The 14,336-nt window shown below is 66.5% G+C and carries 16 protein-coding genes; 6 read left to right on the top strand and 10 right to left on the bottom strand.

Features of this window, described 5'->3' with window-relative positions:
• Nucleotides 1-241 precede the first annotated feature (241 nt).
• The 6 genes from DFR24_RS06460 (at nt 242) to pncB (ending at nt 6,182) form a co-directional block, all read left to right on the top strand.
• A complete protein-coding gene (locus tag DFR24_RS06460; protein ID WP_162851077.1) occupies nt 242-1,222 on the top strand; it encodes a helix-turn-helix domain-containing protein in 981 nt (326 codons plus the stop codon).
• 147 nt (nt 1,223-1,369) lie between these two features.
• Nucleotides 1,370-2,179 carry an enoyl-CoA hydratase/isomerase family protein gene (locus tag DFR24_RS06455; RefSeq protein WP_133880479.1) on the top strand — a complete coding sequence of 270 codons (810 nt, stop codon included), beginning with the start codon at nt 1,370-1,372 and terminating at the stop codon, nt 2,177-2,179.
• Between the two features lie 82 nt (nt 2,180-2,261).
• Entirely contained in the window at nt 2,262-3,338 is a 1,077-nt protein-coding gene (locus DFR24_RS06450) for a phosphotransferase (protein WP_133880478.1), read from the top strand.
• Nucleotides 3,339-3,464: 126 nt separating this feature from the next.
• Complete coding sequence (locus DFR24_RS06445; protein WP_133880477.1) at nt 3,465-4,076, top strand: hypothetical protein; 612 nt, start codon at nt 3,465-3,467, stop codon at nt 4,074-4,076.
• Between the two features lie 100 nt (nt 4,077-4,176).
• Nucleotides 4,177-4,980 carry a cysteine hydrolase family protein gene (locus DFR24_RS06440; protein ID WP_210772370.1) on the top strand — a complete coding sequence of 268 codons (804 nt, stop codon included), beginning with the start codon at nt 4,177-4,179 and terminating at the stop codon, nt 4,978-4,980.
• Entirely contained in the window at nt 4,977-6,182 is a 1,206-nt protein-coding gene (pncB, locus tag DFR24_RS06435; protein WP_133880475.1) for a nicotinate phosphoribosyltransferase, read from the top strand. Before DFR24_RS06440 ends, pncB begins: the two co-directional genes overlap by 4 nt.
• A gap of 36 nt (nt 6,183-6,218) precedes the next feature.
• On the opposite strand, the gene DFR24_RS06430 is transcribed toward pncB, so the two are convergent.
• From DFR24_RS06430 to DFR24_RS06385, 10 genes are all read right to left on the bottom strand, one after another.
• Nucleotides 6,219-6,752, bottom strand: coding sequence for a hypothetical protein (locus tag DFR24_RS06430; RefSeq protein ID WP_133880474.1), 534 nt, complete (start codon nt 6,750-6,752; stop codon nt 6,219-6,221).
• 1 nt (nt 6,753) lies between these two features.
• Nucleotides 6,754-7,980, bottom strand: coding sequence for a phosphotransferase family protein (locus DFR24_RS06425; RefSeq protein ID WP_133880473.1), 1,227 nt, complete (start codon nt 7,978-7,980; stop codon nt 6,754-6,756).
• 129 nt (nt 7,981-8,109) lie between these two features.
• Nucleotides 8,110-8,928, bottom strand: coding sequence for a fumarylacetoacetate hydrolase family protein (locus DFR24_RS06420; protein WP_133880472.1), 819 nt, complete (start codon nt 8,926-8,928; stop codon nt 8,110-8,112).
• A gap of 19 nt (nt 8,929-8,947) precedes the next feature.
• On the bottom strand, nt 8,948-9,811 hold the full coding sequence (locus tag DFR24_RS06415) for an alpha/beta fold hydrolase (protein ID WP_133880471.1): 864 nt from the start codon (nt 9,809-9,811) through the stop codon (nt 8,948-8,950).
• Complete coding sequence (locus DFR24_RS06410) at nt 9,808-10,491, bottom strand: TetR/AcrR family transcriptional regulator (protein ID WP_133880470.1); 684 nt, start codon at nt 10,489-10,491, stop codon at nt 9,808-9,810. The genes DFR24_RS06415 and DFR24_RS06410 overlap by 4 nt, the downstream gene beginning before the upstream one ends.
• Nucleotides 10,478-10,792: a Rieske (2Fe-2S) protein gene (locus DFR24_RS06405; protein WP_133880469.1), complete on the bottom strand. Its 315-nt coding sequence runs from the start codon at nt 10,790-10,792 to the stop codon at nt 10,478-10,480. The genes DFR24_RS06410 and DFR24_RS06405 overlap by 14 nt, the downstream gene beginning before the upstream one ends.
• 10 nt (nt 10,793-10,802) lie before the next feature.
• Entirely contained in the window at nt 10,803-11,561 is a 759-nt protein-coding gene (locus DFR24_RS06400) for an SDR family NAD(P)-dependent oxidoreductase (RefSeq protein ID WP_133880468.1), read from the bottom strand.
• Nucleotides 11,558-12,532, bottom strand: a complete 975-nt coding sequence (locus tag DFR24_RS06395; RefSeq protein WP_133880467.1) for a VOC family protein — start codon at nt 12,530-12,532, stop codon at nt 11,558-11,560. Before DFR24_RS06395 ends, DFR24_RS06400 begins: the two co-directional genes overlap by 4 nt.
• A 13-nt stretch (nt 12,533-12,545) precedes the next feature.
• Nucleotides 12,546-13,040: an aromatic-ring-hydroxylating dioxygenase subunit beta gene (locus tag DFR24_RS06390; RefSeq protein ID WP_133880466.1), complete on the bottom strand. Its 495-nt coding sequence runs from the start codon at nt 13,038-13,040 to the stop codon at nt 12,546-12,548.
• The gene (locus tag DFR24_RS06385; protein ID WP_210772369.1) at nt 13,040-14,329 is read right to left on the bottom strand and encodes an aromatic ring-hydroxylating oxygenase subunit alpha; all 1,290 of its coding nucleotides are present in this window, start codon (nt 14,327-14,329) and stop codon (nt 13,040-13,042) included. The genes DFR24_RS06390 and DFR24_RS06385 overlap by 1 nt, the downstream gene beginning before the upstream one ends.
• Between the last annotated feature and the right edge of the window lie 7 nt (nt 14,330-14,336).

The raw sequence follows: 14,336 nt of genomic DNA, 5'->3' as shown, positions 1-14,336 counted from the left end.
GGCGGCGCAAGGTGGTTGAACTCTCGGCGCAACGGCCGGGCTTGCGGCGGCTGCGGTCGAGTAGCCCGGGTGAAACCCGGGGCTTTTGCTGGCTCGAGAGGGAGTCCCGCCTCTTTCGCTTCGCGAAATTCAACGCCCGGGCTACGGTGTTGCTGCTTTTTGCGGCCTGCGCCGCTATCGTGGCCCTGCACTACAGACGGCGTCGATCCGCTGAGACTGCGCACGTGAGATGGAGGAAGCGATGAACAGCCATGCCCATAGCTGGACCACCGACCAGTACGCGCCCCGTGAGCGCTACGAGGCCTGGGACCAGAAGCTCAACGAGGTCTACGGGGTCTGGCACTCCCAGCGGGATCCCGGCACGGCATTCAACGCCACGATCGAGCATCGCAAGGCCAGCGGTTTCCAGATCGTGGATTGCCGCTGCGACCCTTGCGGCGCCGTGCGCTACTCGCGCGATGCGACGAAGAGCCAGGACGAGATGGTGCTGGCGCTGCAGTGGGTGCTCGAAGGGCGCGAGGAGTTCTGCATCGACGATCGCCGCATGATGCTGGGCCGTGGCGACGTGCTGATCTGGGACACCACCAAGCCGATGTCCTTCAAGGTCATTGAGCCGCTGCACAAGATCTCGACGATGATCCCGTTGAGCCGCCTTCAGCACTGGATGCCGGGGAACTGGCGCGCGGTGGAGGGCAAGATCGAGGCGGGTTCGATGGGGGCGCGCCTGCTGTCCAACTACGTCGCCGCGATCCGCCCGGATTTCCTGTCCGGCAGCCTGAACAACCCGGATGGGCTGGTGGAAGCCACCATCGGCCTGATCGTCAACGCGCTCGGCGACGACGCGCGGCAGTTGCCGCCGGAGTCGCTGCGCGACGCGCAGATGCAGCGCGTGAAGGCGTACGTGAAGGGCCACCTCGACGACCCGGAACTGGGTCCGACGACGATCGCGGCGGGCTGCCGCATCTCGGTGCGTTACCTGCACTGGCTGTTCGCGCCGACTGACGCCACGGTGTCGAGCTACCTGATGCAGGAACGCCTCGCGCTGAGCCGCCGCGCGCTGGCAAACCCGCAGATGGCGCGGCGCACCGTCGCTGACATCGCGCTGTCGTCGGGCTTTCTGAGCTCCACGCACTTCTCGCGACGCTTCAAGGCCGAGTACGGCGAGACGCCGATGGAATTCCGGCTGCGCAGCTACGGCGCGAGCGATCGGCTGAGGGCCTGAAGCGCGGCAGCGTCGAACCGCGGCGCCGGTTCGATGCTGCCACGGCGCACGCCATCGGCGTGGCGTCGATGGCGATGTCGTCATCGATCCGACTGGTCCACTATTCGTTCCGGCGTCGATCCTTCCTGCAGGCGCCGGAGATCCATCATGTCCAAGCCATCGTCTTCCTCGCTGCGCATCGAGCGCCGCGGCGCCATCGAGATCGTCACGCTGGACCGGCCCGCCAGGTTGAACGCGGTCGACATCGCGATGGCCGAATCGCTGCACGACTATTTCCTCGGGCTCGGATCGCGGCTCGACGTGCGCGTCGTCGTGCTGCGTTCGGAAGGCAAGACGTTCTGTGCAGGGGCGGATCTGGATTCACTGGCGTTCGCACCGGGCGGCGCCGGACGTCCGCAGCGGCAGCTCGCATCGCAGCGCCTGTACTCGGGAATCATCCGGCACATGCGCGCTTGTCCCCAGCCGATCATCACGCTGGTCCAGGGCGCGGCCTGCGGGGCGGGGTTTTCGCTCGCGCTGGCGTCCGACGTGCGATACGCCACACCCGACGCGAAGATGAACGCGGCCTACCTGCGCGTCGGACTGGGCGGTTGCGACATGGGCGCGGGCTATCTGCTGCCGCGTCTGGTCGGTCTTTCGATCGCGTCGGAATTCCTGATGTCGGGTCGCTTCATCGGCGCCCAGCGCGCGCAGGCGATCGGCCTGGTCAGTGAGATCGTCGCACCCGAAGAGCTGCTATCGACGGGGCTGAGCCTGGCCGAGGACATGCTGAAAGCCTCGCCAATGGGACTGCGGCTGACCAAGGAGACGCTCAACGCGACGATCGACGCCGGCAGTCTCGATGCGGGCCTGATGCTCGAGGATCGCCAGCAGGTGATCCTGCTGGAGACCGCCGATCATCGAGAGGCCGTGTCCGCGTTCAAGGAGAAGCGTGCGCCGGTCTACTCGGATCAGTGAGGCGGCGTGCGAACCTCGCAAGGCTTCTCGACACGCAACGAAAACTGAAGATGGGCCGGCACCGATCGGCTCCGGAGGAGACATGAAGCAAGCGATTCCGGTGGTGACGCCGGAGATGATCACGCCGGGGTGGATGACCCAGGCGCTGGCCAGCCACGGCCTCGACGCCCGCGTCGAGGGCATCACGATGCAGTCCGTCGGAACCGGGCAACTCGGAGAGACGCGCCGCTTCCAGCTCTCGTATGCCGGCACGCCGCCGGCGGATGCCCCGACGTCGCTGGTCGGAAAATTCCCCTCCGCCGACGCGGTATCGGCGCAGACGGGACGCGATCTCGGCATCTATCGCACCGAGGTCATGTTCTATCGGGAGCTGGCCATGCGCACGCAGATCCGCACGCCGAAGGTGTACGTGGCCGAGATCGACGAGGCGGACCGCTTCGCGCTGCTGTTCGAGGATCTTGCACCCGCCCGGCAGGGCGACCAGATGCATGGTTGCACCCTGGACGAAGCGCGCCAGGTTCTTCGCGAGGGCGCGCTGCTTCACTCCGCGTTCTGGGACGACCAGGAACTGCTGAAGAACGCCTGGGTGCGGGTGCCGGAGGGTTCGCAGGATTTCTACAGCACCGATCTCATCGAGCGGTCCTGGCATCACGTGCGACAGCACTACACCGGCTTGCTGAGTGCGGAAGTGCAGCAGGTCTGTGATCGTTACGTGCGTCATCACGCCTGGTGGAACCGGCCGCGCGAACGGCCGAAGTGTTTTTCGCACAACGATTTCAGGCAGGACAACATGATGTTCGGCGGCGCGGACGGACGCGTCGCCGTCGTCGACTGGCAGACGGCGAGCTTTCTCGGAGCAGGGATGGACGTCGCCTATTTTCTGGGCGGGGCTTTCGACCGTCAGACGCGGCGCCAGCACGAACAGGGCTTGCTCAGGGAATACCACGAGGCGCTGATGTCGCACGGCGTTCGCGATTACGGCTTCGATCGCCTGCTGCGGGATTACGCGCACTACAGTTTCGCGGTGATCGCCGTGGGGCTCGCCGCGACCTTGATCGTCAAGCGCACCGAACGGGGGGATCGCATGCTGATGCAGATGGTGACGGGTGGGGCGCAGCAGGCCATCGACAACCGGGCGCTCGACGATTTCCCGGCCTGACCGGCGCCAACGGGCAAGCGGCTGCCGCTTGGGTCGCGTCCTGAGCCGTTGCGGTGCATGCTCCGTACGCATCGCCGCTGAAACAACATCGGGTTCGATCCGGCGATCACTCTGGGGAGAGATTTCGTGAAACGTGGATCCATTCAAGCTTGGCGACTGGCCGGTGCGCTCGGCGTCCTGATCGGCATGACGATGGGCGTCGCACAGGCGGCGGACAAGGCGGCAGCGGCCGCAGGAAAGGGAATGGCGCTCAGCTTCGGCGGCACCGAGTACCTGCATCGATGGTCGAAGGACGATCAGAACGAATTCACGCCCAGGGAGCAGTCCGATCTTTCGCGCTGGACCGACATGGTCACCATCAACGTGCATCCGAAGGTGGCCACCGGCGACCAGCTCGCGGAACTGGCGAACGCCGTCCTCGGCAACTATCAGGCGAGCGGCAAGATCCTGCAGACGAATTCCAAGCCGCGCACCGACAAGCAGGAGGCCGAACACTTCGTCGCCGCGCTGCTCGGTGCCGAGGGCGTTCGGGAAGCCGCGTTCGCCCGCTTCGTGCTCGTCGACGGAGTCGGCGTCATCGTCGTGCGTTCGCACCGCGTGTACGGCACCGGTCCCGAGGTGGGAGCCACGATCGGCAAGTGGCTCGAGGCCAACGGCGCCACGACGGAAGCCGAGCTGATGGGCTGGAAGGGCATTCCCCGGATCGCGGATCTGAAGAAGCTGCCGCAGGCCAAGTAGACCGGCCGATCACGGCGCTCGTCGCGGCCGGAATTCCGGACGGCGTGGTCGTCCTCGTCCGATGTGGGCGAAGATGCGGCGTGCCTTCCGGAGTGCCCTCTTGAGTACCCACCTGCTGATCATCGACCCGCAGATCGACTTCATGGATCTGCCGGGCGCCTCGCTGCCGGTTCGTGGCGCCGACGCGGACATGCGCCGCCTCGCGGCGTTCATCCGCGTCAACGGACGGGCCATCGACGGCATCACGCTGACGTTCGACAGCCACGAGCTGCTCGACATCGGCCATCCCGGTTTCTGGCGTACGCCCGAAGGCGCGCCGCCGCCGCCGTTCACGCAGGCGAGTCACGCCGACGTCGCCGCGGGGCGCCTCGTGCCTGCCGATCCGTCGCACCTGCCGCGCGTGCTGGCCTATCTTCTGAAGCTCGAAGCGCAGGGCCGCTACCGGCACATGATCTGGCCCGTGCACTGCCAGATCGGCACGCAGGGCCACAACCTTCATCCCGAAATTCTCGACGCCTGCAACGCCTGGGAGGCCGGCACCGGTCGTCCGGTGGTGCGGGTGCTCAAGGGGCTCAACCGGTTCACGGAGCACTACTCGGCCGTGCGCGCGGAAGTCGTCGATCCGCAGGACCCGCACACGGACACCAACCAGGCCTTGCTGGACGTGCTGTTGAAGGCCGACCGACTGCTCGTCGCCGGCGAAGCCCTGAGTCACTGCGTCAAGGCGACCGTCGAGGACGTGATCGCCGCGATGGATCCGCGCGACGCGGGCAAGGTGTCGCTGCTCACCGATGCGATGAGTGCGGTCCCCGGGTTCGAGGCGCAGGCAGAGGCCTTTGTCCACGCCATGAGCGCTGCGGGCGTACGCCTGGCCACCACCGTCACCTGGCATCGCGCCGCATGAACGACCCGATCATCACCAGCCTGCTGGAGACCGACCTCTACAAGCTGACGATGTGGCAGCCGATGCTGCATCAGAACCCGGCGACGCAGGCCGAGTACCGCTTCGTCTGCCGCAACGCAACGGAATTTCCGCTCGGCGACCTCGCGGATGCCGTGAATCGCGAGCTCGACGCACTGTGCGAGCTGAAGTTCACGCAAGCGGAACTGGACTACGTCTCGGGCCTGCGATTCATGAAGCCCGATTTCGTCGACTGGCTGCACCTGTTCCGGTTCCAGCGGCGCTTCATCACCGCGCAGAACGAGCAGGGCGCCCTGAGCATCGTCGCCAATGGTCCGATCATCCACACCACCGGCTTCGAGATCCCGGTGCTGTCGATGGTCAACGAGCTGTATTTCCGCGAGCTGCGGCAGCGCAGCGGCGGGGATCCCACCATCGAAGGCGAGCGCAGGCTCACGGCGAAGATCGCGAAGCTCAAGGCGCTGAAGGACGGTCCTGCGCGGCGCAATCCGTTCGAGTTCTTCGATTTCGGGCTGCGTCGCCGCTACAGCGGCGCGTGGCAGCAGCAGGTGGCGGCGCGCCTGCTGGCCGAGGTGCCGGAGTATTTCAAGGGCACCAGCAACGTGAAGATCGCGATGGACCTGGGCATCACGGCGATCGGCACGATGGCGCACGAGTTCCTGCAGATGCACCAGGCCACCGGCGTGCGCCTGTCGAAATTCCAGAAGCAGGCGCTGGAAACCTGGGTCCAGGAATATCGCGGCGACCTGGGAACGGCGCTGACGGACGTCGTCGGCATCGATGCGTTCCTGCGCGACTTCGATCGCTACTTCGCGCTGCTGTTCGACGGCCTGCGCCACGACTCCGGCGATCCGGTGGAGTGGGGCGAGAAGGTCATCCGCCACTACCGCACGCTGCGCATCGACTCGAGCGCCAAGCGCCTGGTGTTCTCCGATGGCCTGGACTTCGATACCGCGATCTCGCTGTGGCGGCACTTCGCCGATCGCATGATGACGGGCTTCGGCATCGGCACGCACCTGATGAACGATCTGGGCCCGAAGCCGCTGAACATCGTCATGAAGCTCGTGCGCTGCAACGGCTCACCGGTGGCGAAGCTGTCGGATACGCCGGGCAAGACGCTGTGCGACGACGAGACGTTCGTGCGCTACCTGGGGCAGGTGTTCGGGCATCCTGCCGCGGCCTGATCGGCCGCTCGATCCGCCTGCTCGCTGGGCTCGCGGCTAGCGCACGGCCTCCAGCAGCGTCTCGACTGCCGGCAAGCCCGGCTCCCAGCCCTGCGGTGCCATCAGTGCGCGGTCGCGCAGCAGTTGCTCGCGCGACAGGTCGAGCACATGCCGCTCGATCTGCGACATCAGTGCCGGCGAGGCGGCGTCGCCTGCGCGCGTCACCAGCGCACCGATCGCTTCGCGCAGTCCGACCACGTCGCCGTAGAGTTCGGACGGATCCACGGTGGCCGCCGCGAACCGCTGTCGCGCGGGCTGCTGCACATCGGCCAGCGCACGGATCGTTTCGCTCAAGCCCGGTTCGGCCGCGCAGGCTTCGGCGAGGCGGTCCGCCGTGCGCAGCAGGCGCGACAGCTCGTCGCGATCGAAGCGGAACTGCATCGGCAACTGCTTCTGCATCAGCGCGAGCATGCCCAGCACCAGCTGGCTCTGCTCGATCGCGAGGCGGTTCGCCGGATCGATCGCGGGGATCACCACGTCCTTCATCGCGCGGATCAGCGCGGTGAGCTGGATGTCGCTGCGCATCTGCATGTCAGGCTCCTGCCTCGAGGTGTTGGCGCAGTTCTTCGAGCACCGAGGATCCGATGCCGATCAGCCACGCGACGAGCACGTCCTGGTGCGTCTTGGCGTTGCGCGAGATGCGGTAGCCGGTGGCCAGTGCGATGACCGCGAGGCTGTAGGCGTTGTAGACCTTGTACCAGTGCAGCGTCTTCGCATCGATGTGGAAGCCGGACACCCGTTCGTAGGCCTCGAAGAACGCGGACTCCGGCAGCAGCCCGCAGACCAGCGGCGTCTTGCCGTCGGCGTCCATCGACGAGAAGGCGTGGTTGGTCGTCCACGCGAGATCCTGGTGGCGGTCGCCGATGCGGCCGAGCTCCCAGTCGAGCCACGCGCTGATGCGGGCATCGTCCTCGGTGAACAGGAAGTTGCCGAGGCGGTAGTCGGCGTGGACGATCACCGGGCGATCCAGCACCGGCAGGTTCTTCCGCAGCCAGACGACGGCCAGCCGCATCAGCGGCACGTCTTCGCCGCTGTCTTCTTCCCAGACGCGTTGCCACCAGTCCAGGCCCCAGGCCGCGCACTGCGTGCCGGTGCCGGGATTGTCGAACGCGCTCAGGTCCGCCTTCGAAAAATCGAAGGCGTGGATGCGCGCAAGGCACTCGACGAACTGCGGCGCGATCCGTTCCCGCAACGCCGGCGGCAGCGTGGTGCCGACACCCGATGGTCCGCTGCTGCTCGCGCTCGGCTTGGCGACACCGCGCGCGAAGCCGTAGATCAGCGCGGGATACGGCAGGTGGTCACCGTTCTCGTCGCACCAGAAGACGGGCGGAACCGGCACCACGCCTTCCATGGCCTTGATGAGCTGGAACTCGCGCAGGCGGCTGGTCTCGACGATGGACTCGGCAGGCTCCATGCGCAGCACCAGCGGCGTCTGCTCGCGACCGGCGCCGGGCCGTGTCCAGTCGAGCGTGAACGCCATCTGCAGCTTGGACGCGCCGCCCGACAGCCAGCGCGTCTCGCGGATGGCGAAGTCGGCGCCGATGTTCGCACGTAGCAGCGACTCGACGCCGGCGCCGAGCTGCTCGAGTGTCGTCTGACGGTAGGGCCGGTCGGCGCGCTGTTCGAGCTTGCGCGTCAGCACGCGATCGATCGTGCGCTCGGTCGTGAAGCGGGCACGCAATGCCGCGATCCAGGCGGGCGAGGGACGGTCCTTGTCGATCGGTCCCAGCCCTTGCTTCCAGTCCGGCCGTGAGGTCATGTCGTGGTTCCGAAGGTGATGGAGACGGCGAAGGCGGACGAGCATCGCCGCGACCCGCGCGAACTGCAATCGAGCGCCGGCACGTGTTGTCGAAAGATACGAGCGCTCAGCCGGAGAGCTGTCTGAGCGTCATGCGAACGCGGCGCGCACCGAACCCAGACCGGTGACCTGCGCCTCGAAGACGTCGCCGGGTTTGGCGGCCACCATCGGACCCAGCGCGCCGGACAGGATGACGTCGCCGGCTTTCAGCGGGCGCCCGACTTCGATCATCTTGCGTGCCAGCCACAGCGTGGCGTTGAGCGGATGGCCGAGGCAGGCGTGACCGACGCCGGTGGAGATCACGTCGCCGCCGGTGCGCAGCATCTGCATCCGGCAGTCGCGCAGGTCCAGGCCGTTGAGTGCGAACGGCGTGTTGCCGAGCACGAACATGCCGCTCGATGCGTTGTCGGCGACGGTGTCGACCAGCTTGATGTCCCAGTTGGCGATGCGGCTGCCGACCACTTCGATGGCGACGGTCGCATAGGCGACGGCGCGGATCACGTCGGCCATCGTCGGCTGCTCGATGGACAGGTCGCGTTCGAGCACGAAGGCGATCTCGGCCTCGGCCTTGGGCTGCAGCACGGCGCCCGCCGGAATCGGGTCGCCGTCGCAGGCGGCCATGTCGGCGAACAGCATGCCGAAGTCGGGCTGATCGACGCCCAGCTGCTGCTGCACGGCCAGCGAGGTCAGGCCGATCTTGCGGCCGACGAGGCGGCGCCCCGCGGCCAGCCAGTGCTGCGTATTGATCTCCTGGATGCCGTAGGCGGCCTGCACGTCACCGGCTTCGACGAGGTCGCGGATCGGCGCGCAGGGAATCCCGGTGCGATAGGCCTCCCGCAGCGACAGCGCGGTGAGCGTGTCGGGGCTGGGAGCGGCCGTCTGCGTGGCCTGGCGACTGCGGGCGGTCATGTGTCGGTTCCTTCTTGCGTCAGAGCGGACGACCGGCGAAGAACGCACGCGCCACCCGGTTGAACTCCTCGGGATCTTCGTACTGCGGCCAGTGCGCGCCGTCGGCCTTCATCACGTACAGGCTGCTGTTGCGGATCCGCTTGACCGCGGCCTGCGCGCACTCCAGGTCGTGGATCGGGTTGTCGCGCGTCCACAGCAGCATCGTCTCGTGGCGGATCTGCTCCAGCGGCAGCAGGAACTCGTCGTGACGCCCGAGCATGCGATTGACCATCGGCGTCACTTCACGGCCTTCGGCCATCAGGTAGAACTTCAGGCGCAGGTTCACCAGTTCGTCGGTGACGAGGTGCTGGTTCTTCGGGTGGATCAGCCACGCGATGCGGTGCTTGACGCTCTCGAACGTCGGCGCCAGGCCCGCGGCCTTCTTCGAGCGCTCCATCAGGTCGAGCATGTCGGCGCGACCCTTGTCGCTGACGATCGGAATGCCGGCGCCGGTGTTCAGCATCAGGCGATCCACGCGCTCGGGATGGATCACCGAGAAGAAGCCCGACACCCAGCCGCCCAGCGACTCGCCCGACAGGTGTGCCTTCTTCAGCTCCAGCGCATCCATCAGCTCGGCGACCTGCTCGGCGAGCACGGGTGGCGTGTATTCCATCGCCTTGCGGTTCGACATCGCGTGGCCGACGTAGTCGAACGCGATGCAGCGGAACTCGTCCGACAGCGGCACGAGGTTCTTGCTGTAGGCCTCCAGGTGGCCGCCGATCCCGTGCTGGAACAGGATCGCAGGCGCGTCCTTCGGGCCGGCTTCCGCGATGCGGATGCGGCCGAACGTCGGCGTGTTCACGGTCCGGATCTCGGTGCCCACCATGTCGATCCACAAGCTCATCGATTGTCTCCCTTCAGATTCTTGAGATGCCCCGTGAGGATCAGCTTCCACTCGTCGAGGATGCTGCGAAACAGCTGGTCGTCACGCTGCCACAGCGCGCGCACGGAGAATCCGCGCACGATGCTGATCGTCAGCCACAGGATCTTTTCGGCCTTCGCGCGCGGGATGCCTTGTTCGCACAGCACTTCCAGCCACGCGGCTTCGACGCCCAGGCGGCTGCCGCGCGTGTAGGCATAGATCTGGTCGCGCAGGCCGCGGTCCTTGCTGCCGGCGAGCACCAGATCGAGGATCGTCGCGAAGTCGGGACCCAGGAAGAAATCCATGCAGTCCTGGATGATCGCCTCGACGACATCGCCGCCGGAGCGGGCCGCCTGCGCACGCGCTTCGCCGCGGCCCAGGCCGTCGCGCAGCAGGTACTCGGCCGTGGCCAGCACCAGGCTGTCCTTGGTCGGGAAGTGGTACTGCTGGGCGCCGCGCGACACCTTGGCCACGCGCGCCACCTCGTCGGTGCGAAGTCCGGCGTAGCCCTTGCGGCGCAGCACGGTGGCGGCGGCTTCGAGCACGCGGCCGCGCATCTCGTCCGAACGCTCGGCCTGTGTCCGGCGCTTGGGCGTGCGTCGCTTGGGAACGGCGCGACGTGTCGCACCCGCAGAGACCAGGCCCGCCTCAGAGCTCGACATGGATCACTCCTTCGACGAGCGTGACCGCATACGTGCGCAGCGGCTCGCTGCACGGCGAGGCGGTGGCCGCGCCGCTGGCGATGTCGAAACCGCAGAAGTGCCAGCCGCAGATCACGTTGCTGCCTTCGATCATGCCCTCGTCGGACAGCGAGGCGTTCTCGTGCGTGCAGGTGTCGTCGGTGACGTAGTACGCGCCGTTGAGGTTGTAGAGCGCCACACGCGTGCCGTCGGGCAGCGTCGCGTTTTTCATCTCGCCTTCGAAGAGGTCGACAGCGGGGATCAGGGGGTGCAGGTTGGACATGGCTAGGGCCCTAGAGCATCGTGGTGCCGCCGTTGACGCTGATGACCTGTCCGGTCACGAAGGCGGCTTCGGGGGTGGCGAGGTAGGCGACCATCGAGGCGATTTCGTGCATCTCGCCGGGGCGCCCCATCGGAACGACGTCGATGACCTTGCGCACGAGTTCGGGATTCACCGCCGCGACTTCGGCGAGCTGCGGCGTATTCACGACGCAGGGCGCAACGGTATTCACCGTGATGCCGTCGCGTGCGAATTCGCGTGCAAGGCCCGTGGTCATGCCGTGCATGCCGCCCTTGGCCGCGTTGTAGGCCGCGTGGTCGAACAGGCCGTTGCGCACCGAGTCCGCACCGAGGTTCACGATGCGGCCGTAGCCCTTGGCCTTCATGATCGGCAGCGCGTACCAGCAGCACCAGATGCAGGTCCACAGGTTGCGGTCGATCGTCGTGCGCAGCGTGTCCGGCGTGTGATCGAGGAACGGCCGCAGGATGCCGCCGCCGGCGTTGTTGGCGAGGATGTCCAGCGTGCCGAAGTGCTTCACGGCGGCCTGGATCGTGCGCTCGGCGACGTCCTGCTTCGCGAGATCGCCGGCTTCCGTCACCACTTCTGCGCCGGTCGCGCGCAAGCGCGTGGCGGCTTCTTCGAGCGTCTTCGGGTCGAGGTCCGCGAGAACCAGCTTCGCGCCTTCGGCGGCGAAGCGTTCGGCGATCGCGTAGCCGATGCCGCGTCCGGCACCGGTGACGACGGCGACGCGATCCTTCAGGCGCTGGCTCATGCCAGGGCTCCGCTCTGCGAGGACGAGATGCGGATCGGCGACGTCGAATCACCGGCGACTGCCGAAGAGGCCGCGGTCGCCTGTTCGATGACGCCGATCTTCCCGAACGCCGGCGTCGGCACGCTGCCCCAGGTGTCGAGCGTGCCGGGCACCGGTTCGAGCAGCCGCGCCTCGCGCGCATTCGTCTCGGGAAACGTTTCCATGCCGAAGCTGTATTCGACCGTCATGCGATCCGGATCGAGCCAGTAGAGAAAGATGCTCTCCGAGGGCTGATGTCGCCCCGGTCCGAACACGATCTCGATGTCGTTATTCTTCATGCGGTTCATGCCGCGGCCGATGTCGTCGATGTCGGTGACCATGAAGTTCACGTGGTTCAGGTGATCTTCGGTCCCGGTCAGGATCGCCATCGAGTGATGCAGCGGGTTGGGGAAGCAGCGCAGGAATGCCGCGAAGCCCGGCACGAAATCGGAGACGACGAAGCCCAGTTTTTCAGTCAGCCACTGCAGTGCATTGTCGAAGTCGGCGACGTTGAGCACGACGTGGCCCAGGCGCTCGATCTTCGCGACGGTCGGCACGTAGGGCTGCGCGAGATGCATCATCTGCACGAAGTATTCGAGGCACAGGCCGCTGCCCGGAATGCGGAAGCGGAACGCCGCGACGGTGCGCAGGCGCTTGAGTTCGTCGGCCGACACGTCCTCGATCGCCAGGCCCAGGCCGCGCACGTAGTCGCGCGCAAGGTCGAGGTCGTGGCCGCTCTCCAGTTCGAAGCCGATGCGCTTGAGGCCAGGCTGGGCAGCCGGGTACAGCAGCATGTTGTGGTGATCCTGCGAGCAGCGCAGCGCGGCGAGATCGTCGCCGGATTCGGTGACCGCCAGCCCTACGATGTCGCGGTAGAACGCGGTGCTCTTCGCGAGATCCGTGACGTTGAGCGCCACGTAACCGAGACGCTTGTAGCGGAAGGGGACGTTCATCGAGGAGTTCACCTCAGAGGATGATGCTGATGCGGCCGTTGGGTTTCAGGCCTTCCATGTCGAGGATGCAGCGCTTCTCGCGGATGCGCAGCCCTTCCGGCGTCACGGCGATGCGGTAGCGATAGCTGCCGATGTAGGTCTCCGTGAGGCCCATCTTCGTGCGATAGGTCAGTACCGCGGCGCCCACGTCCAGCTCGTCGTCGTGGCGCGCCCGGATGCGCACGTTGCTGACGAGGTGCCGCGTCTTGGACTTCGGGAACTCGGCGTGCGCGGTGCGCTTGAGCAGGCGCTCGACGCGCTGCTCGAGACGGAAGCGATCGTCCGCGACGTAGAACAGCGCGTTGTCCGGCGAGGCGTTGGCCGGCGTGTCCGTCGTCGGCACGTAGTAGCTGCCGTCGGCGGTGAACAAAGTCAGCCATTCCTTGAGCCGCCATTCGTCGAGCATCTCGGCTTCGAGGAACATGAAGTCCTCGACCTGCTCGCGGGTCACGGTGTCGATGGTGAGCATCAGGCGTCTCCCTTGCCCAGCGCGGTCGCCTGCGTGCGGCGCTGCCATTCGTTCCAGAACACGCGCATCTGCAGCTCGTCGTCGTAGTTGACCTTCTCCTTGATCATGCCCTTGGACATGTCGTTCCACGGGGCTTCCTTCATCGCCTCGTAGCCGCGCTGGCACTGCTCGAGCGCCTCGACGTCGTCGGGTGTCGCGAAGCCGCCGGGGCCGAGGAATTCGAGGAAATTGGACAGGCGGAACTTGCGCGCCCAGGCGCTCTCATCCTTCGGCGCCAGCGCCCAGGCCGAGATCTGCATCGCGTCCGGCGCGGTCGGGAAGTACGTGCGCACCGTGATCGCCATGATGTCGTTGAGCACCAGGTTCGGGAAGATGAACATGTTGCGGTTGAGCGTGGCGATGCGATCGGCGCGCGCTTCGCCGAAGCGTTCCACCAGGCGTGCGCGAACCTTGGCGAGTTCGATCTTGCCTTCCTCGCCCCACAGCGGAATCCACTGCGCGACCGGGCGTCCCCACGGCGCCTTGTATTCGATGACGGCGTGGCCGTTGCCCAGGTCGTATCCGGTGCCCTCGAAGGGCACCGGCGACATGCTGCCCTGCATGTTTTTCAGATAGTCGACGTAGGTCGCGTGCGTGTTGATCGCGTGATAACCGTCGATCGAATTCTCGGTGAGCAGTTTCCAGTTCGCGCGGATCTGGTACTCCTGCGTGCCGCCGACCAGGGTCATGCCGACCTCGGACTGGTCCGCGATGATGTCGATCCACTCCTTGGCGTTGGCCAGGTAGTCGCTCAGCGACTGCACGTTGCGGTCGAAGCAGAGGAACCAGAAGCCGCGATACGAATCCAGGCGCGGGACCGGCACCAGGTTGGCGGCACCGTTGGCGTTGAAATCGGCGGGGTAGCACTCGCTGCCGGGCTGGCTCTTGAGCGTGCCGTCGGCTCCGAACACCCACCCGTGGTAGAAGCACTGGAAGCTCTTCGCGTTGCCCTTGCGCTCGCGGCACACTTGCGCGCCGCGGTGCGGGCAGGCGTTGAAGAACGCATTGACCTTGTTCTGCGCATCGCGCGTGAACAGGATGCTGCGCTTGGCCACGATGCGCGCGACGAAATCGCCGGGCTTCACCAGCTCGGATTCGTGCCCCAGGTACAGCCAGCACTTGTCGAAGATGCGGTTGTACTCGTCACGGAACACCTGCGTGTCCGTGAAGCTGCGACGCGAGACCTTGAAGATGTGGTGCTCGGGGTCGTTCCAGACCGCAGGCTGTTCGGGCGTGAGAGGCATGTTCATGGCGTTG

Source organism: Panacagrimonas perspica (assembly GCF_004364935.1).
Classification (GTDB): domain Bacteria; phylum Pseudomonadota; class Gammaproteobacteria; order Nevskiales; family Nevskiaceae; genus Panacagrimonas; species Panacagrimonas perspica.
This window is presented reverse-complemented; position numbering and strand designations above follow the sequence as displayed.